The 19,844-nt window shown below is 56.8% G+C and carries 16 protein-coding genes; 11 read left to right on the forward strand and 5 right to left on the reverse strand.

Features of this window, described 5'->3' with window-relative positions; genetic code table 11:
- The 4 genes from VSX42_RS08500 to VSX42_RS08515 all read left to right on the forward strand — a co-directional run.
- Positions 1-673 (forward strand): trypsin-like peptidase domain-containing protein (locus VSX42_RS08500; RefSeq protein WP_326503878.1); only part of this gene is annotated, 673 nt, incomplete at its 5' end.
- 181 nt (positions 674-854) lie between these two features.
- Positions 855-1,583: a hypothetical protein gene (locus VSX42_RS08505; RefSeq protein WP_326503879.1), complete on the forward strand. Its 729-nt coding sequence runs from the start codon at positions 855-857 to the stop codon at positions 1,581-1,583.
- Positions 1,584-2,143: 560 nt separating this feature from the next.
- On the forward strand, positions 2,144-2,464 hold the full coding sequence (locus VSX42_RS08510) for a nucleotidyltransferase family protein (RefSeq protein ID WP_326503880.1): 321 nt from the start codon (positions 2,144-2,146) through the stop codon (positions 2,462-2,464).
- The gene (locus tag VSX42_RS08515; RefSeq protein ID WP_326503881.1) at positions 2,461-2,793 is read left to right on the forward strand and encodes a DUF86 domain-containing protein; all 333 of its coding nucleotides are present in this window, start codon (positions 2,461-2,463) and stop codon (positions 2,791-2,793) included. The genes VSX42_RS08510 and VSX42_RS08515 overlap by 4 nt, the downstream gene beginning before the upstream one ends.
- A 223-nt stretch (positions 2,794-3,016) precedes the next feature.
- Here VSX42_RS08515 and VSX42_RS08520 read toward each other — a convergent pair whose 3' ends face one another.
- The 3 genes from VSX42_RS08520 to VSX42_RS08530 all read right to left on the reverse strand — a co-directional run bounded on the left by VSX42_RS08520 (position 3,017) and on the right by VSX42_RS08530 (position 7,831).
- Entirely contained in the window at positions 3,017-3,772 is a 756-nt protein-coding gene (locus VSX42_RS08520) for a hypothetical protein (RefSeq protein ID WP_326503882.1), read from the reverse strand.
- 13 nt (positions 3,773-3,785) lie between these two features.
- Positions 3,786-5,519 (reverse strand): hypothetical protein, encoded by a 1,734-nt coding sequence (locus tag VSX42_RS08525; protein WP_326503883.1) that lies wholly within the window; start codon positions 5,517-5,519, stop codon positions 3,786-3,788.
- An 89-nt stretch (positions 5,520-5,608) separates the two neighbouring features.
- Positions 5,609-7,831: an NADP-dependent isocitrate dehydrogenase gene (locus VSX42_RS08530; protein ID WP_326503884.1), complete on the reverse strand. Its 2,223-nt coding sequence runs from the start codon at positions 7,829-7,831 to the stop codon at positions 5,609-5,611.
- Between the two features lie 125 nt (positions 7,832-7,956).
- On the opposite strand from VSX42_RS08530, the gene VSX42_RS08535 reads away from it, so the two are divergent.
- Complete coding sequence (locus VSX42_RS08535; RefSeq protein WP_326503885.1) at positions 7,957-8,424, forward strand: NUDIX domain-containing protein; 468 nt, start codon at positions 7,957-7,959, stop codon at positions 8,422-8,424.
- 23 nt (positions 8,425-8,447) lie between these two features.
- A complete protein-coding gene (locus VSX42_RS08540) occupies positions 8,448-10,451 on the forward strand; it encodes a prolyl oligopeptidase family serine peptidase (RefSeq protein ID WP_326503886.1) in 2,004 nt (667 codons plus the stop codon).
- Positions 10,452-10,457: 6 nt separating this feature from the next.
- Here VSX42_RS08540 and VSX42_RS08545 read toward each other — a convergent pair whose 3' ends face one another.
- Entirely contained in the window at positions 10,458-10,892 is a 435-nt protein-coding gene (locus VSX42_RS08545; protein WP_326503887.1) for a hypothetical protein, read from the reverse strand.
- A 34-nt stretch (positions 10,893-10,926) separates the two neighbouring features.
- Between VSX42_RS08545 and VSX42_RS08550 the strand changes: the two genes are divergently transcribed.
- Complete coding sequence (locus tag VSX42_RS08550; RefSeq protein ID WP_326503888.1) at positions 10,927-11,598, forward strand: pyroglutamyl-peptidase I; 672 nt, start codon at positions 10,927-10,929, stop codon at positions 11,596-11,598.
- A gap of 86 nt (positions 11,599-11,684) precedes the next feature.
- Here VSX42_RS08550 and pgi read toward each other — a convergent pair whose 3' ends face one another.
- Positions 11,685-13,364, reverse strand: a complete 1,680-nt coding sequence (gene pgi, locus VSX42_RS08555) for a glucose-6-phosphate isomerase (RefSeq protein ID WP_326503889.1) — start codon at positions 13,362-13,364, stop codon at positions 11,685-11,687.
- A 301-nt stretch (positions 13,365-13,665) separates the two neighbouring features.
- On the opposite strand from pgi, the gene VSX42_RS08560 reads away from it, so the two are divergent.
- From VSX42_RS08560 to fdxA, 4 genes are all read left to right on the forward strand, one after another.
- Positions 13,666-15,660 carry a BCCT family transporter gene (locus tag VSX42_RS08560; RefSeq protein WP_326503890.1) on the forward strand — a complete coding sequence of 665 codons (1,995 nt, stop codon included), beginning with the start codon at positions 13,666-13,668 and terminating at the stop codon, positions 15,658-15,660.
- 309 nt (positions 15,661-15,969) lie between these two features.
- Positions 15,970-17,883, forward strand: a complete 1,914-nt coding sequence (gene typA, locus VSX42_RS08565; protein ID WP_185174363.1) for a translational GTPase TypA — start codon at positions 15,970-15,972, stop codon at positions 17,881-17,883.
- Between the two features lie 203 nt (positions 17,884-18,086).
- Positions 18,087-19,385 carry a PIG-L family deacetylase gene (locus VSX42_RS08570; protein WP_326503891.1) on the forward strand — a complete coding sequence of 433 codons (1,299 nt, stop codon included), beginning with the start codon at positions 18,087-18,089 and terminating at the stop codon, positions 19,383-19,385.
- 121 nt (positions 19,386-19,506) lie between these two features.
- A complete protein-coding gene (gene fdxA / locus VSX42_RS08575; protein ID WP_135013646.1) occupies positions 19,507-19,830 on the forward strand; it encodes a ferredoxin in 324 nt (107 codons plus the stop codon).
- The last annotated feature ends 14 nt before the right edge of the window (positions 19,831-19,844 follow it).

The raw sequence follows: 19,844 nt of genomic DNA on the forward strand, positions 1-19,844 counted from the left end.
CCCCCCCCCCCCCCCCCCCCCCCCCCCCCCCCCCCCCCCCCCCCCCCCCCCCCCCCCCCCCCCCCCCCCCCCCCCCCCCCCCCCCCCCCCCCCCCCCCCCCCCCCCCCCCCCCCCCCCCCCCCCCCCGACCCCGCTAAGGCCCTTGCCAGCGGCAAGCTCATCGAGGTTGTGTACGCAACCATGGACGACACCGACCTGGCTATCCTGCGCTCAGACAAGACCTACGCCCAGCTCAAGCGAAGCGGCGTCAAGATCCGCCCCTTCTCCACCACCCGCCCCAACGCAGGAACCCCCATCAACATCCCCAGCACCTACTGGAACACCAACTACTCCTGCGCTATTGACGGCTTTGCCCACGAACTGCACGAGGGCGAATGGCTCTGGCGGGACGCTATCCGCTACACGGCCTCCGGCTGCCAGGTGCGGGGCGGCTCCAGCGGCTCCCCGGTGATTGACGCTAACACCGGCGCTATTATTGCCGTCAATAACACGACAGCTGATCACGGTGAAGCCTGCGCGGTGAACACCCCCTGTGAGGTAGACCCAGCAGGTAACAAGAGGACCATGCAGGGCCGGGGCTACGCCACCCAGACCTACAAGATCCCCACCTGCTTCAACGGTTCCAACCTTGCCATGAATAAGGCAGATTGCTCCCTACCCAAGAAGCGTTAGAGAACGCTAGGGTAGACCTTCTGGGGTGCCCCGTTCCTTCTGCTTGCTCCCTCTGCTGGGAGGGGTAGGGGAGCGGGGCACAACTATGCCCGGGGTTGCTGGCCTCTAGCGGCTGGTGGCTTTTACCTGCGGGGATGCTCTTGCTTTCTGTACGACAGATTGTTACCGGCCTGGCCCGACTGTGAAATTTTCTACCCGTGCTCTCTCTGCATCGTCCGCCGCCCTCTTGAGCCTGACCCTCCTGGTAGGCTGTGGCGCCAAGGAGGACACCGCCGCGTCCTCTTCCGCTTCATCCTCCAGCAGCGCCGCCGCTAGCGCCTCTGCCGCTGAAACCTCAGCTGCCGCAAGCGAGAGCGCCGCCCCCGCCAAGGAAGCCGTTATCCCCGAAGGTCACAAGGTTGTGACCGCCAGCCAGAACCAGATTACCTTCGCTGTGCCCGAGAGCTGGATGGAACTGAACGCCCAGACCATCGCAGAAATTGAAGAAGCTATCCAGGCCATGATTGAAATCAGCGGTGGTGCCTTTGACGCCGAGACCTTCAAGCAGCAGGTTGCCGCACTGGACCTGATGGCTATGTCCACTGAGCTGAACGCAGTAGGTGGCAGCAGCGTAACTGTGGAGGCTAAGCCTATCCCCGCGTCCTCTCTGCCCACCAAGGAAGAACTGACCCCCATTCTGGAGACCTTTGGCGCAGACGTGGGTGAATACTCCACCATGGAAACTTCCCTGGGTGAGGACGCTCAGCTGACCTACAATATGTCTGCCAACGGCATCACCGTAGAGGGCGCCTACCTGATTGTTCCTGCTGGTGGTGGCTCCGGCTACTCCATGATTGCGATTTCTACCTCGGACGCCGCCGAAACCAAGGCCCTGGCGGAAAGCATCGCTAACTCCCTGGCCGCCGCCTAAGGCCTCTAGGTTCCTGGAGCACTCTTTACCCGCCCCATCACCTGCTACTCCCCTCAGGGGGGTAGAGGTGATGGGGCGGGCTGTGTTGCGGTGCCATCTTTTAGGGAAGCGCGGTCGAGTGCAGGAGCTGCCCCGGATAACTGCATTGCTGGTGGGGGGAGCCTAGGCGGCGGAGTCCTGACTGGGCCAATTCTAAAATATTTTTTAGAACTCTTTAGAAGATTTTAGAAGTGCTAGGGGTGGGTAGTTTCTGTGCCTGTCAGGGGGACTCCCTGCCTGCTTTAACGTGCAGAGTGTTGAGGGGCTGTACATGCCGGTAAGGGCTAGCTCTGGCAGGGCCCGTGGTTTTAGAGGGAGGATAGGCAGTTTGGTGAAAGAACTGAGAGCGCCGCTTCATGCGGCTGATGACCTGGTGGAGCAGTGGCTGGCCGGGTGTAGCCAGACTTCAGCCAGGCCTGGTGCCTGATACGGACGGACTAGGGGAGCGGAAGGAATCATTAGAGGCCAGGATTTTGGCAGGACTACTGTCGGCTTCTAGGTCCCTCTTGTAGCATGGTGGTATGAGCATGATAACTGCTGAATCTAGGCTGACGCTGGATAAGGTTGCGGAGCACAGGGCTGAACTACAGGCTGTGCTCGACCGCTATGATGCCTATGATTTGCAGGTGTTTGGCTCTGTGGCTAGGGGAGAAGCTAAGGCCCAGAGCGATATTGATTTTATGGTGAGGTTGCGGAACCCGGAGCATCGTTTTTTAATGCGAATGGGCGGTATTAACGAGTTATTCCGTCAGATTTTGGGTAGAGATGTAGATGTTGTTGTGCCTGAGTTTCTGCGTGAAGGGGTTTCTGCGACTGCTTTAGAGGATTGCGTGCCGGTATGAGCAGGTCTTTAGAGCAACGTTTAGAAGATATTCAGTCAGCGATTGATAAGTGTTTTAAGTATCAGAAATTTCTGGGTAAGACAGATACTGAGCTGATGGCTCTTGACGCCATTATTAGGAACATCGAAATTATTGGTGAGGCTGTTCGGCATTTGCCTGATGATTTTAAAGCATCCCACCCGGAGATCCCCTGGCATGAGGTCGTGGGCATGCGGAATTTTCTTGCCCATCAGTATTTCAGCGTTCTTGAAGAGCAGATTAGAAGTGTCGTCGAGAACGACATTAGGGATATAGAAGTAGTAATTCAAAGATTCTTGGGTAGTAAATAGTTGAGGTGTAACTGAAACATCCTTCCTGATATTTCAGCTGCATATTTGGCGATTCTCCTTTCTTCTGGATAATTTAGCGTATATAAGATTTCCAGAGTCAAATTAGTTTATTGCGCTCACTGCTACGTTCTCGCACCCGCGAAAGCTCTTGGGCTAAAGATAAATACCTGAGCTTGAGAAACTGTAGTATATTTTAAATTAGTATTCATGCTGGATAATTTTATTAATTGTTCAATTGAACTGAATCACAGGATCTTGGGTATATTGAGAATGTTTCATCGATTGGTTGGATGGCAAGGTATGCAGCTTGCCTATTTGTATCTGCGGAATTCAGGTGGTGTTCTAAATATATCGCTTTTAAGGACTCTTGCGAGTGCTCAATTGGAACTATTGTCGCAATTTTTTCAGTTTTATCATTATTTACCTGTAGGAGGCAGCTTTGTCCAATAATTACTGAATCTCGAATTGTGTAGACACTGGCTAGGAGGAATATTGTCATCCAGATATAGGAGGCTATTTTTAGGGGTTTATCTGAGATGGGGATTTCTTTAAAATGACTATGGATTCCCCAGAAAGTGATGGTTAAAAGAAAGATAGCCCGTAATAGTATAGATAAAGTTCCGTGGAATCCAAGAAAAAATTCAATGAAGAGTGAGAGCACAGTAAGCGGGATGGTAACGTGAGTAATTATATCGCGTGTGTATTGGATTTTCCGCGGATTCCCTTGTTCTTGCAGGTGTTTAATTCTTTTATATCTGGCATAGTAAAAAAGCGGTAAGGAAATCACTAAAAATAAAATCGATAATGTTGCGATATTACCGACTAGCCACGACTGTAGGGACATAGATTTCATAATTTCGTAGGCAATATAGTAGTCTCCGTGCGCTGATTTTAATGCGCTGGAGTACAGTAAAATATTGCTTGCTATTACAAGAATCAGAGAGTAGCTTCCAATTTCTTTAAAGTTGGTAATGTTCATTAAGCTCCTTGTATTAATTTTTTGTGGAAACGAGATTGCTGGTTTCCTGATCGGGGAACATTCTTCTGAGCTTTGGCGATGAACTTATTTTCTCTATTTCGAAGGCATATTCTGCTTCACTCCAGGTTGAGTGTTCATCTGTGCAGGAATCCAATGAGCGTAATTCAGATTTATCGACAGTTATTTTAGTAGGAATTTGCAATTTGCTATCATCAATCCATCTATCACTACTACCTGGCAGGATTGCAATTTCAATCTTCTCTGCCCAGTTGTTAGTCTCAAAATATCTGTAGGCATAAATTCTATCGTTTTCAATTTTGTACGCACATGATTGTGCATAAAGAGATTGAGGGGAGGAAAAATTTATTATTCCATTGAGTGGGATTGTAATTGCAATTACAAATATAATAACTTTAAATGGTATGTGGAATAAATCTTTATATTGATAGATTAATCGAGTGAAAACATTCAGGGAGATTGGCGCTATAATGATAATCAATACCATAAGGGCGAGGAGTGGGGGGAAGTGTAATTTTATGTAAATCCCCATCGATATAACCCCCATCAATATTAAAAGAATTATTACTTTTTTCCATATGGTAGGTATGTTTAATTCGTGGAGCTTATCTAAAAGTAGGTTTATGGGAGTTCCAAAAAATAGGAATCCTGCCAGGATGGATGAATATATAAATATCCCAATTATGGTGAATAATATTATATTGAAGAATATATCTCTGGTTAAATATTTGGATAAGTCTGCGGCGTAGTTAATATTCCAATTTGTTATCTGGAGTAGGAATAATGACGCCAAAAGTGTTGTTAGTCCAAAAACTACGGGTGTAGATGCAGAAACTTTTTTGCTGTATTCTGAAAGGTTTTCGACGGTTATCGTTTCCAAGATTTTTTTGAAATGGGGGAGGAGCCCATCTTTTGTGTATTCGGAAATCTTTCTGTAGTGAGATTTGTACGGGGTGAATGCATTGCGAATGTTTTCATTCGAGGTGTCTAGAGTAAAATCTGTACCTTCTTTGTATATATCAAATATATATCTAATTTTCTGTTTTTCGTTGCTCTTTTGGTAAAGCTTGTTGATTGAAATATACTCTGCTAATTTTGATAGGTGGATATAGTTGATATGAGCTGGGTTTTTAAGCGGATCTGAAGAGTATTCTTCATATATCTTATCGAGAGTGTTGAGATCGTGTGTGATGGGGAGATTGAGTCCTTTGACGTTCTTATAATATTTTTCGCTGTCTATGAATCTGCCGAAAATTTTACTAACTTTTTCAAAGTTAGTAGGGTTTGTGGTAAATTTATTTTTCCCATTTCTCTTATATGAGAAGTTGGTGAGTGGCCCTGGGGTGGCTGTTGAGAATTCTAAATCTTGGGTTCTTATGCCGCGTTTGTGAAGATGGGCATCAATTTTGAGAGGGTGGGTAAATTCTTTATCGCTTATTCTCAGATTTACCTCTTTATCTAAGTTGTAAGATGTAAGCTTGTGCTCTTCGATTTTAATCGTTAGGTGAGTCGGCTCTATTATAAATTTAGCCTTGACCCAGATGGCTCCACCATGGGGGAATTTTAGCTTCCTGAAGATTTCATCAATTAGCTTCTTGTTAACATAATCAGGTTCTTTGGATTTGATTAAGTCTTTAATTTTTTTAGGGAGTTTGTTTTCCTTCTCGGTGTTATAGGTTGAGCTGAGGATTCTAAATTCTGCTATTTCTTTGAGGGTAAGTTCTTTCATGTGGCTACCTGACTAGTTGAACTGGAAAAGCTAATGCTGTAAAGAAGGCCCCAGCATTTCTGCCGGGGCCACTCTTCACTTTCGGGGTTTTACTTGGTCAGGCTATCCACAACCTCATTCAGGGTTTTGCTCGGGCGCATGGCCGCATCCGCCAGCACGTCCGCCGGCTTGTAGTAGCCGCCCAGGTCCACAGGCGTACCCTGCACACCGTTCAGCTCAGCCACAATCTTCTCCTCGTTCGCTGCCAGGGCATCAGCTACCGGGGTGAACTTAGCCGCCAGGTCGGCGTCCTCACCCTGAGCAGCCAGCTCCTCAGCCCAGAACTTAGCCAGGTAGAAGTGCGAACCGCGGTTATCAATCTCGCCCACACGGCGGGAAGGCGACTTGTTCTCATTCAAGAAAGTACCGGTGGCCTTATCCAAGGTGTCAGCCAGAACCTGGGCAGAAGCATTACCGGTGGTCTTCGCCAGGTGCTCAAAGGAAGCAGCCAGAGCCAGGAACTCACCCAGAGAATCCCAGCGCAGGTGGTTCTCTTCTAGAACCTGCTGAACATGCTTAGGGGCAGAACCGCCAGCGCCGGTCTCAAAGAGGCCGCCACCGTTAATCAGCGGAACAATCGACAGCATCTTGGCTGAGGTGCCCAGTTCCAGGATGGGGAAGAGATCGGTCAGGTAGTCACGCAGTACGTTACCGGTCACCGAAATGGTGTCCTCACCCTTGCGGATGCGGTCAATGGAGAACTGGGTTGCCTCAGCCGGAGCCAGAATGCGGATATCCAGACCTGAAGTGTCGTGCTCGGGCAGGTACTTCTCGACCTTGGAAATCAGGTTAGCGTCGTGGGCGCGGTTCTTATCGAGCCAGAAGACAGCGGGGGTCTGGGAGTCGCGGGCGCGGGTGACAGCCAGCTTGATCCAGTCTTGAACGGGGATGTCCTTGGTCTGGCAGGCGCGCCAGATATCACCGGCAGAAACCTCGTGTTCAATGAGTACGTCACCGGCAGCGTTCACAACCTGAACCTTACCGTCCGCCTCAAGCTGGAAGGTCTTGTCGTGTGAACCGTATTCTTCAGCCTTCTGGGCCATCAGGCCCACGTTGGGCACGGTACCCATGGTGGTGGGGTCGTAGGCGCCGTTAGCCCGGCAGTCCTCGATGACGGTCTGGTAGACGCCAGCGTAGGAGGAATCGGGGAGCACAGCCAGGGTGTCAGCCTGCTGGCCTGACTCGCCCCACATCTGACCGGAGGTACGAATCATCGCGGGCATAGAAGCATCCACAATGACGTCCGAAGGAACGTGCAGGTTGGTGATGCCCTTATCAGAATTGACGTAGGCCAGCTCGGGGCCCTCCTGCAGGCCCTTGTGGATGAGCTCGCGGACGTCCTCACGGATATCCTCGGGCAGGGTATCAATGCCAGAGATGATAGCGGCCAGGCCGTTGTTGCCGTTCAGACCGGCGGCATCCAGCTGCTCACCGTAGGTCTCAAAAAGCTCGGAGAAGTAGGCGCGCACGACGCGGCCGAAGAGGATGGGGTCAGAAACCTTCATCATGGTGGCCTTCAGGTGTACAGAGAAGAGCACACCCTCAGCCTTGGCACGGGCAACCTGCTCGGCCAGGAACTTATCGAGTTCAGCTACATTCATGTAGGTGCCGTCGACGATTTCGCCAGCCAGTACGGGCACAGATTCCTTCAGGACGGTCACGGTGCCGTCGGTGCCAACATGCTGAATCTTCAGGGTATCGTCAGCCTCAATAATCACGGACTTCTCGTTAGAGAAGAAGTCGTCGTGGCCCATGGTAGCAACATTGGTCTTGGAATCTGCTGACCAGGCGCCCATGGAGTGGGGGTTCTTGCGGGCGTAGTTCTTAACAGACAGGGGAGCGCGGCGGTCGGAGTTGCCCTCGCGCAGAACCGGGTTCACGGCTGAACCCTTGACGCGGTCGTAGCGGGCGCGGACGTCCTTATCCTGCTCGGTCACAACCTCATCGGGGTAATCGGGGATCGCGAAGCCCTTCTCCTGCAGCTCAGCGATAGCGGCCTTGAGCTGGGGTACGGACGCCGAGATGTTGGGCAGCTTGATGATGTTGGCTTCGGGGGTCTTAGCTAGCTCACCTAGCTCGGTTAGAGCGTCCGCCACCTGCTGGTCGGCAGGGAGGATATCGCTGAACTGAGCCAGAATACGGCCCGAAAGTGAAATATCGCGGGTCTCTACCTCAACACCGGCGGTTGAAGCGTAAGCCTCAAGAATGGGCAGGAAGGAGTAGGTCGCCAGCAGCGGAGCCTCATCGGTGTGGGTGTAGATAATCTTTGCCATGAAGGGCGTCTCCCTTGTCGCTTGTGGGCAGTTTCATTTCCAAGAATACAACGATGTGCCTGCGCTCACTAAATAGATGGGCATGTGTGACAACATGACTCGACTACTGAGATAGGGTTACTGGTATGAGCACCGATACTCCAGCCCCGATTGTTGTTTCTGCACTTGTCATTCGTAATGCCTTGGGTGAGGTCCTCACTGTTCGCAAACGCGGTACCACAGGGTTTATGCTCCCCGGAGGTAAACCTGAGCCGGGCGAAACCGCCGAAGAAACCGCCCGCCGTGAAGCTACCGAAGAACTGGGCCTTGTTCTCGATAGCTATTCCTTGATGAATCTGGGAACCTACGAAGCGGCTGCCCTCAACGAGCCGGGGCGAACCGTCCGCGCCCATGTTTACCTCTTGGTAACTGCCGGGGGTGCTGCTGATCTGGAGAAGGCCGCGCCCAGCGCTGAAATTGAGGAAATCCGGTGGGTTCACCCCGACCCTGCACGCGATGACCACAGCAAGCAGGCCCTACTGAATACTCAGCATATTTTCCCGCTTCTCGCCGGCGATGATTTTGAGGACCCGGACGCGCTACCGCCCCGATAGGTACTGGTGATACCGTAGTGTATATGACTGACACCACACTCCAAGAAAAAGACCAGCAGAAAAACGCTGCCTACCTATCGCAGCTCATCGAACACCCCCGCATGGTCGGGCTGACGGCAGGCCGCACCGGTGCTCCGGTGCTCACCGTCAACACCCTCAATAAGGACGGCGCAAAGTGGCGCCCCCGCCTCTGGGCCCTTCCCACCGGTCAGGAGAGCAAGCCCTACCCGCTAACCGCACCCGAGTCGGGCGCCTCCGTCCTGACCATCACCGATGACGGGCAGATCTACCTGACCCTGGGCAAGGACGTCGACGAAGCCGACTCCAAGAGCCTCAAAGGTGTCTACCGCCTGCCCGAGCATGGTGAACCCGAACTCATCTTCACCCACCCCGGCGGCGTGGAAGCCCTCGCAGTACGCCAGCGCGGTGAAACCACCCGCTACATCTACAGCGCCAAAGCCCACCGGGGCAGCCTCGAAGAGCAAGCCAAGACCCTCGACGAACGCGAGAAAACCGCCACCTCCGGCGTGCTCTATACCGAATTCCCCACTCGCTACTGGGACCAGGACCTGGGCACCGGCGTCCGCGCCCTCTATGTTAAGGACGGGGACGGCGAACCCCGCCGTATTGCCCTACCCGGGGACCGCGCAGAACTCGCCGGTTTCGAAGTCTGCCCCACCGGCGACCGCGCCGCCATCACCCTGCATACCAAGGCCCGCGGCATCCACCAGCGCTACAGCACCTGGCTGCTAGACCTCAACGGCGAGAAAGAACCCCAGTTACTGGTCGAAGCCAGCGAAACCCACGACTACTCAGCAGGTGCCTTCACCCCGGACGGCTCCGGCCTGGCTATCACCGAGGTACGCCGCTGGCTGCCGGGCCAGTCCATCAAGGTCAATGCCAGCCACTACAACCTAGAAACCGGGCAGATTACCGAACTCTCCCGCGACATTGACCGCTGGGCAGACAGCATCGTATGGCTCGACAATCACCGCTACGCCTTCGTCACCGACCACCTGGGCGCAACCGCCATCTTCACCGGCAGTCTTGGCGGGGAAACCCGCACCCTGGTTGATGACGGCACCACCCACTTCTCGGCGCTGACCTACAACGAGGGTTCCCTGCTTGCCCTGGCTGATGCGCACCAGCATTCGCCCTACCCGGTGCGTATCGACCCAGAAACCGGCCAAGTCACCCGAATCGCCACCCCCGTAGAAGAGCTGAAAGCCCCCGGCCGTTTTGAGCGCCTGAGCTCCACCGCCGCTGACGGCACCGAATTCACCTCCTTCCTCGCTTTGCCTGAAAAGGACGCGGACGGCCCCCTACCTCTGCTGGTCTTTGCCCACGGCGGGCCCTGGGGATCCTGGAACTCCTGGACCTACCGCTGGAACCCCTGGGTCTTTACCGAGGCAGGCTACGCTGTACTGCTGCCAGACCCCGCGATTTCCACCGGCTACGGCCAGCACATGCTGGACCGCGGCGGCGACGACCTGGGCGGCACCCCCTACACCGACATCATGCAGGTGGTCGAAGAGGTCTCTGCGCGTGATGATATCCAGGGGGATAAGGTGGCCTTCTCGGGCGGCTCCTACGGTGGCTTTATGACTAACTGGGTGGCAGGACGCGCGGGCACCCGCTTCAAGTGCTACGTCACCCACGCCTCGATTTGGGACTACAACACCATGTACTACCTGTCAGATAACGGTTCCTGGCACGAATGGAAGGTCGAGTTCGGGGGAGAGGGCGATAGCATCTCTCCGCGCCATCGTGCTGCCGATATTGCAGCTCCCATGCTGGTGATCCACGGCGATAAGGACTACCGGGTGCCCATCGGCCAGGCCCACCACCTCTGGGCTGACCTGCAACGCCACTCACCAGATCTTGGCCACAAGTACCTCTATTTCCCCGATGAAGGGCACTGGATCCTGAAACCCGGCAACTCCCGCCTTTGGTACCAGGTCTTCACGGCCTGGCTGGACCAGCACCTCCTGGGCCAAGAGTTCAAGACTCCTGAAATTCTGGGCTAGGAGACCCTATAAGCTGGTCAGACCAGTTACCGCGTTCCGCCGTCTTCTGAAGAGGGAGACGGCGGGACCGATATTAACAACAACCCATAGGGGGTTTGTTATAACGAGCAACATAAATACGGTGCGTAAAAGTGATGAAGCATTTTCACTTAGCGTGAGATAGTTAAGCCAAATGGTGGCTCCAAAATATAAAACGGTACCCGCAGCTAAATAAACTGTTGCCCACCAAAATTCGCTGGCTGATGCATGGCCTTTGCTGTTCCAGTAGTGTCGGTAAAAAAGACGCACAGCCCCTGCGAAGCCTACCTGCTGGGCCACGGCCGGGGTGCGAAGCTCGTCCGGGTGCTCTTCATCGTCGAATCCATCGAGGTTAAGGGCTTCGGGGGTGTCTTCCAGAGGTTCTTCGCTGTGGATATAGCGGGTAGGCTTGTGCTCAGACATACCTTCAAGAATACCTAAACCGCAGGAGTCGACGATGACCACCCTTCTGCTGACTTATTTCGGCCCCTTTGAAGGGGTACCCATCAACCCCAGCCAGGCGGTAGCATTTGGGGCACAGGAAGCCCTGGCGATCTCGGCTCCACATCTCAGCGTTGAAGTTCACGAACTGCCGGTGGAGTTCGCCGAATCAAGCCGGGCGCTGGGTGAGCTCTTAGAACGCATCAAACCTGAGCTAGCTATCAGTCTCGGTGTTGCGGCTGGCCGCGATAAGGTTAGCCTGGAACGGGTTGCCATCAATCTTGACTCTGCCCGTATTCCAGATAATGCTGGTGCCCAGCTTATCGACCAGCCCATCCGCGGTGACGGCCCCGAAGCCTACTTCTCTACTCTGCCTACTCGAGTAATTTTTGAAGAGCTTAGCTCTCAGCAGCTGCCCGTGGAGCTGTCGTACACCGCTGGAACCTTTGTGTGCAACCACGTTTTTTACGAGCTCATGCACGCAACCAAAGGGGCAATACCGGCGGGCTTCATCCACATTCCCCTCACGCATGTAGAAGCCGCTGGGGGAGCGGACGCTGCGCCCGAGCGTCCGCAGGTCACGGCAAGCGCAGATGCTGGGGGAGTGGAGGGAAACAACCTACCTACCCTGCCAGAGTCCCAAGTGGTTGCAACCATCGAACAGGCGATCCTGGCCACCCTGGCCTAGTACTAGCACAAGACCCCGGTAACTCATGAGTTACCGGGGTCTTGTGCTGCGAGGTATATTTACCTGGGCGTCTAGCCGAAGCGATACTAGTTGCGGTTCTCCAGGTAGTAGCTAATCAGGCCCTGGGTCGAGGAGTCCTGCTGAGCCAGGACCTCGCGGTCGCCGCCTACGGCGGGAGCCAGCTGCAGGGCCAGCTGCTTGCCGAGTTCAACGCCCCACTGGTCGAAGGAGTCGATGCCCCAGACAATACCCTGAACGAAGGTGATGTGTTCGTAGAGGGCGATGAGCTGACCCAGGGCGGCGGGGGTCAGCTGGGAGGCCATGATGGAGGTGGTGGGACGGTTGCCTGAGAAGACACGGGCCGGAACGATTTCTTCGGCGGTGCCTTCGGCGCGGACCTCGTCGGCGGTCTTGCCGAACGCCAGGGCCTTGGTCTGGGCGAAGAAGTTGGCCAGGAAGAGCTCGTGGACGTCCTGCTCGCCGTCGCGGGTTGCGTGAACCGGGTTGGCGAAGGCGATGAAGTCGGCGGGGATCAGGCGGGTGCCTTGGTGGATGAGCTGGTAGAAGGCGTGCTGGCCGTTGGTGCCGGGCTCGCCCCAGAAGACTTCACCGGTGGCGGTGGTGACGGGCTTGCCGTCGGCGCGCACGGACTTGCCATTGGATTCCATGGTCAGCTGCTGCAGGTAGGCGGGGAAACGGTGCAGATACTGGTCGTAGGGAAGGACTGCGTGGGTTTCAGCGCCCAGGAAGTTGACGTTCCAGATGTTCAGTAGGCCCATGAGAGCGGGAACGTTTTCGGCCAGGGGGGCGGTGCGGAAGTGCTCGTCCATGGCGTGGAAGCCTGCCAGGAACTGCTCGAAGACCTCGGGGCCCAGCACAATGGCCAGGGGGGTGCCGATGGCGGAGTCGACGGAGTAGCGTCCGCCTACCCAGTTCCAGAAGCCAAAAGCGTTCTCGGGGTCGATGCCGAAAGCCTCGACCTTATCCAGGGCGGTGGAGACGGCGACGAAGTGGGCGGCAACGGCATCCTTTTCGTCCTTGCCGTCCAGGGCACCGGCCTCGCGCAGAGAGGTGAGCAGCCACTCGCGGCAGACGCGGGCGTTGGTGAGGGTTTCGAGGGTGCCGAAAGTCTTGGAAGCGACGATGAAGAGGGTGGTCTCGGGGTCGAGGTCCTTGACGGTCTCGGCGGCGTCGGTGGGGTCGATGTTGGAGATGAAGCGGGCAGACAGGCCGGGCTGGGCGTAGGGCTTCAGCGCCTCGTAGACCATGACGGGGCCCAGGTCTGAACCGCCGATACCGATGTTGACAACGGTTTCGATGCGCTTGCCGGTAATACCTACCCACTGGCCGGAGCGGACGCGGTCGGCAAAGTCGTAAATCTTGGCGAGGACCTCGTGAACGTCGGTATCGACGTCCTGGCCATCAACCACGAGAGCGGGGGTAGCGCCCTTGGGGCGGCGCAGGGCGGTATGCAGGACGGCGCGGTCTTCGGTGACGTTGATGCGCTCACCGGCGAACATGGCGTCGCGGCGCTCTTCGAGGTTAACCTCTTCAGCCAGCTGGGTCAGCAGGGCAAGGGTCTCTTCGGTGATGAGGTTCTTGGAGAGGTCAACGTAGAGGTCGGCGGCGGTGAAGCTTAGCTTTTCGGCGCGGGTGGGGTCGGCTTCGAACCAGGCGCGCAGGTCGGCGGTGGTCTTCTGCTGGTGGTCGGCCAGGGCTGCCCAGGCCTTGGTCTGGGCGGGGTCGGTGATGGCGGGGAGAGACATGCGTGCTCTACCTTCCTGTCGATTTGGGTGTTCTTGCCTCTATTTTATGTTGGTTTGGTAGTTTTTGACCCTGCTGGCAGGTGTGGTTTTTTGTGGTTTTGTCGGCATTGGCCATCCCAAGAGAATGCCTACTTATTATCAGTGGTGTTATTATTGGGGTGGAACAGGCATCTCTAGCCCCTTCCCGAACCACGCTATGCGGCCCCGCGCCCCTTGCGCGAACGTGGGTGCGGACGGCGGCACACGAGGTGCTTTTGCATGTCACCTAGGTCGAAACGTAAGAAGATATAAAGGACACTTTATGGCTACAACCCAGCAAACTCCGCCCGGCTCGGGCCCCGACCTGCGGAAGGGGGATATCGACGCGGCCGCCAAGGAAAACATGCGCGAAGGTTCCCTGGCTCCCAAGGTCTTTATTCCCGCAGCCGTCATCATGGCCGCCTTCATCGGCATTACCCTGGCCTTCCCCTATCGCACCAAAGAAATCTTTGATGCCCTGCAGGCCGACGTCATCAACTACTTCGGCTGGTACTACGTCGCTATCGTTGCTTTCTTCGTTATCTTTGCCCTCTACCTGGGCTTCTCCCGCATGGGCGACGTCAAACTAGGCGATGACGATGACGAACCCGCCTACCCTTTCACTACCTGGTTTGCCTTCCTCTTTGCCGCCGGTATGGGTATCGGCCTGGTCTTTTACGGGGCAACTGAACCCCTCATGCACTACGTTGCCCCCCGCCCTGGCGTGGGCGACGGCACCAGTGAAGAGATTGCCCAGGCAGCGATGAGCCAGTCCTTCCTGCACTGGGGACTGCACCCCTGGGCGATCTACGTCATCGTGGGCCTTGCCATTGCCTATGCAACCCACCGTCTCAAACTGCCCCTCTCCATTCGCTACTCACTCAAGCCTCTGCTTGGTGACCGCGTCAAGGGTGGAGCTGGCGACGTCATCGATATTGTTGCCCTCGTCGGCACCCTCTTTGGTGTGGCGACCTCCCTGGGGCTAGGCGTCATGCAGATCGCCGCTGGCCTGGGCTACATGAATATCCCTGCCGAAGGCAATGGCTGGTTGGTAGGCATTATCGTGGTGCTCATGGGTATTACCCTCTTCTCTGTGGTGACTGGCCTGGAGAAGGGCATGAAAATGCTGTCTAACGGCAACCTCATGCTGGCCGCTGTAGTCTGCCTCTTCGTGCTGGTCGTTGGCCCCACCCTTTTCCTTTTCCGTAACTTCGTGGGCTCCATCGGTAACTACCTGCAAAACGTTGTTGCCATGACCTTCGAAACCCTGGCTCTCTACGGCGTTGATGGTGAACAGTTCCAGGCTGCCTGGACCACCTTCTACTGGGGCTGGTGGATTTCCTGGTCGCCCTTCGTCGGCATGTTCATCGCTCGCGTCTCTAAGGGCCGCTCCGTGCGCGAGTTCGTTATCGGTGTGCTGCTGGTACCTGCGCTGACCTCCTTCTTCTGGTTCTCCGTACTTGGTGGCACCGCCCTGCACCAGGAACTCTTCGGCACCGGCACCAGCTTGGTGAGCGAAGATGGTAGTGTCTCTGCAGAAAATGCCCTCTTCCAGATGTTCCACAACCTGCCCGGTGGCGTCATTCTGACCGCCGGTGCGGTCCTGCTGATTACCGTCTTCTTCGTGACCTCGGCAGACTCCGGCGCCCTGGTGCTTGGCATGCTTTCCACCAACGGGTCACCTGAGCCCAAAACTTGGATTCGTGTCTTCTGGGTACTGGTTGCAGCTGCCACCGCTATCTCCCTGGTTGTCATCGGCGGTAGCGAATCGCTGTCGGCAATTCAAACCGTGGCAATTCTGACGGCCCTGCCCTTCTCCGTGGTCATCGTGCTCATGTGTATCTCCCTCTACAAGGCCCTGAGCGTTGAGCACCGTCTCTTCGTCCGCGCCCAGCGTCGTAACGCCCGCCGCGAGATCGAGGCCTCCCTGGCCGAACAGATTGACGACCGTGTCAACGAGCTGGTTGCCGAAGGTGTTGAAGACCGCGTCACCGCAGCAGTGGGTGAGCACCTCGACGAACACCTGGACGGCCAGCTAGAAGCCGCCCTGGAAGAAGCCGTGGATAAGGCGGTTGAGGCCAGGGTCGAAGAGGCCGTGGACTCCGCGGTTGAAAGCGCCGTCGAAGCCAAGGTCGAAGAGGCCGTAGAAAAGGCCGTGGACGAAGTCTCCCTGCAGGTTGAAGCCAACACCGCCGCGATTGAGCAAATCCGCACCGCAACCGGCTCCATCCCCGTGGTCAAGCCCCAGGATGTAAAGCAGACACCCTGGAATAAATAGGAAATAGATAGGGGCTTATTCAAAAGAGCGGTGTAGCAGGCTCGCAGCGAAGCTGCTGGCTCGGCGGCTGGCGTGAATCGCATTGTGAGCGAAGCGAACCCTGCGAGAGGGTCGGCAGCGAGCGCGAGCCTGCGGAACCGTTCTGAATAAGCCCCTTATTCATTCCTAATGTGTCCCAGAAGATAGCGGCTAGTTTAGGTGCCGCCGGTATAATCAAACCGAAAGCCCTCTGCGCTGGTGCCGAAAATTCGGTAGGTAAGCCGCGCACCGGCGTCCTTATCCCCAACATGTAAGCGAGATACTTTCCGCATGTCTGAAACTCAGAACACCGCTTCACGGAGCGACCTTCGCAACGTGGCAATCGTGGCTCACGTTGACCACGGCAAGACCACCATCGTTGATGCGATGCTCAAGCAGACCAACGCCTTCTCCGCCCACGCTGACGTGGAAGACCGCGTCATGGACTCCGGTGACCTTGAAAAGGAAAAGGGCATCACCATTTTGGCTAAGAACACCACCGTGTTCTACTCCGGCCCCGCAGCCAAGGGCGAAGAAATCACCATCAACGTTATCGACACCCCCGGTCACGCTGACTTCGGTGGCGAGGTTGAGCGCGGCCTGTCCATGGTTGACGGTGTTGTGCTGCTGGTGGACGCCTCAGAGGGCCCCCTGCCCCAGACCCGTTTCGTGCTGCGTAAGGCCCTAGCCGCTAAGCTGCCCGTTATTCTGGTTGTTAACAAGGTTGACCGCCCCGACGCCCGTATTGACGAAGTTGTTGGCGAGTCTATGGACCTGCTTCTGGGGCTGGCCAGCGACCTGGCCGATGAGGTTCCCGACCTCGACATCGATGCTCTGCTGAACGTCCCCGTCGTCTATGCATCAGGTAAGGCAGGCGCTGCTTCACTGAACCAGCCCGCCGACGGTGCCCTGCCCGATAACGATGACCTGGAACCCCTCTTTGAGACCATTCTGGAACACGTTCCTGCCCCCACCTACGACCCTAACGAGGTACTGCAGGCTCACGTAACCAACCTCGACTCCTCACCCTTCCTGGGCCGCCTGGCCCTGCTGCGTATCTTCAACGGCACCCTGAAGAAGGGCCAGACCGTTGCCTGGGTACGCCAGGACGGCGAAACCAAGAACGTCCGTATCTCCGAACTGCTGGCTACCAAGGCCCTGGAACGTGTTCCTGCTGAGTCCGCTGGCCCCGGTGAAATCGTCGCAGTTGCCGGTATCGAAGACATCACCATCGGTGAAACCCTCACCGACCCCGAGAACCCCAAGCCCCTGCCCCTGATTAAGGTCGATGACCCCGCGATTTCCGTTACCATCGGTATCAACACCTCACCGCTGGCCGGTAAGGTCAAGGGCGCTAAGGTTACTGCCCGCCAGGTGAAGGACCGTTTGGACAAGGAACTGATTGGTAACGTCTCCCTCAAGGTTCTGCCCACCGAGCGTCCGGACGCCTGGGAAGTTCAGGGCCGTGGCGAACTCGCCCTGGCAATTCTCGTTGAGCAGATGCGCCGCGAAGGCTTTGAGCTGACCGTGGGCAAGCCTCAGGTTGTCACCAAGACCATCGACGGTAAGGTCCACGAGCCCATGGAGCACATGATCATCGACGTGCCCGAAGAATTCCTGGGCGCCGTCACCCAGCTCATGGCAGCTCGTAAGGGCCGCATGGAAAACATGGCCAACAACGGCACCGGCTGGGTCCGCATGGAGTTCGCCGTGCCCGCCCGTGGCCTAATCGGCTTCCGCACCAAGTTCCTCACCGAAACTCGCGGTGCCGGTATTTCATCGTCCTACTCCACCGGCTACGAGCCCTGGGCCGGCGACATCGACTACCGCTCCAACGGCTCCATGATTTCTGACCGCGCCGGCGTCGTCACCCCCTACGCCATCATCGGCCTGCAGGAACGTGGCACCATCTTCGTCGAACCCACCTCAGAGGTCTACGAGGGCATGATCATCGGCGAGAACTCACGCGCCGATGACATGGAAGTTAACATCACCCGCGAAAAGAAGCTGACCAACATGCGCTCAGCTTCAGCAGATAACTTCGAAAACATGACTCCCCCCAAGAAGCTCACCCTCGAAGAGTCCCTGGAATGGGCCCGCGAGGACGAGTGTGTGGAAGTCACCCCCGAAGCGATCCGCATTCGCAAGGTTATCCTTGACTCCAACGAGCGTGTGCGCGAAGCACGCCGCCGCGCCCGCGCCTAAGGCTACAAAGGGATAGACGCTCTGCTCTCAGGGCCGTGGCCCGTTCCCCCGGTAGGGGAGCGGGCCACGGCCTTACTGATAGCCACAGGATAAAAGAGCGAGATGACCTAAGCGCATCGTCAATACAGCAAACCCAGCTAGAGCCCAGCTAGTCCAGCTAAAATTGCTAGGAACAAAACAGCACCCAGCAGAAAATCGCCACCATGGAACTCGACGCCCAGCCCCACTACCCGGTTGCCGGTGAAGTCATCACCGACAGCGCCACCTTCAGCCTGATCCCTGAAAGCCTCAAACCCAAAGACGCCACCGTCCTCTTCGTCCATGCCCACCCCGACGACGAAGCCTCATCCACCGGCGCCACCATCGGAGCCCTCACCGCCGCCGGCGTCACCGTCCACCTGCTCACAATGACCCGCGGCGAAATGGGCGAAGTGATCGATCCTGCCCTGCGTCACCTCGAAGCAACCCACCCCGCTAACACCGACCGGGGCCATGCCCTGGGCGAGTACCGCACCGGGGAACTCAAGGCCTCCCTCAAAGCCCTCGGCATCCGCCATCACCTCTACCTGGGCGAAGGGGCCAGCTACCTGCCCGGTGAGCGCACCAGCTACCGCGATTCCGGCATGACCTGGGGGTCGGACGGGCGCGCCATCGCCAACCCCGCCGCAGCCGACGACTGCCTCACCCGCCTGCCCCTCAAACCCCAGGCTGAGGCAATCGCCAGCGCTATCCGCGAGATCCGGCCGGATGTCGTCGTCACCTACGACGCGGACGGCGGCTACGGGCACCCCGACCACAAGCGCACCTACGAAGCTACCCTGGCGGCCGTCCGCTCCCTGGAAGGAACTCCCGCAGCCCCCACCGCCCTCTGGGGTATCGAGGGCGACCCCAATCCGCACGATACCCGCCAGCAGGCCGTTATCATGGGCAACTTAGACCGCAAACGTGAAGCCATGCGGGCCCACACCACCCAAATCGTCATCACCAGCGATACCACTTTTGAATATTCAAACGGGGTCTCTCAGCCCATCAACCCCACCGAAACCTACCGCCTGCTCTGGGGCACTGCCCAAGCAGGAACCCCAGCGGACGCTGCCCCCGAAGAGAGCGTCGAAGCTCCCGGACCTATCAACTCGGCCATTACCGCCGTCGCCCTCGGCCTAATCGCGGGTTTTGCCGGAACCATGTACCACGCCCACATCTGGTACCCCACCAGCACCCTCTGGGTGCCCTGGGGCGCTGCCCTCGGCCTGCTCACGGTCTACTTCGCCGCGACCTGGGCAGCAATCCACACCGAAAAGAACTGGGCCGCGGCCGTCGTTGGGGCCACCGCCTTCGTGCTCATTGGCATCTTCGCCTACACCAAAGGCACCTCAATGCTGGTCTACATCAACCCCGTCAACCCCGTGGGAACCGCCGGAACCATCTGGGCACTAGGCTCCCTGGCCGCCGCAACCTTCGGCATGGTGAGCGCTACCAGGTACCGCCGCAACAAAAATTAACCCGGCTCAACAAGCTATCTCATCCATCACAAAAATCTGCCCCCACACCGGTGACCAGATACACTAGAGCACAGTTAACCAACACACCACGCACCGGTGCGTCACCACCAGAAAGGCACCCATGACCTACATCATCGCCCAGCCCTGCGTCGACGTAAAAGACCGCGCCTGCGTCGAAGAATGCCCCGTTGACTGCATCTACGAAGGCGAACGCTCCCTCTACATCCACCCCGACGAATGCGTCGACTGCGGTGCCTGCGAGCCTGTCTGCCCCGTAGAAGCTATCTACTACGAAGACGATGTACCCGAAGAATGGGAAGACTACACCGCAGCTAACGCCGACTTCTTCGACGACCTGGGCTCACCCGGTGGCGCAGCCCGCCTGGGCGTCATCGCTAAGGACGCCCCCATGATTGCGGCCCTGCCCCCGCAGAACCAGGACTAAGATTCTAAACGCGG

This window comes from Rothia nasimurium, from assembly GCF_035916755.1.
In the GTDB taxonomy this organism is placed as follows: domain Bacteria; phylum Actinomycetota; class Actinomycetes; order Actinomycetales; family Micrococcaceae; genus Rothia.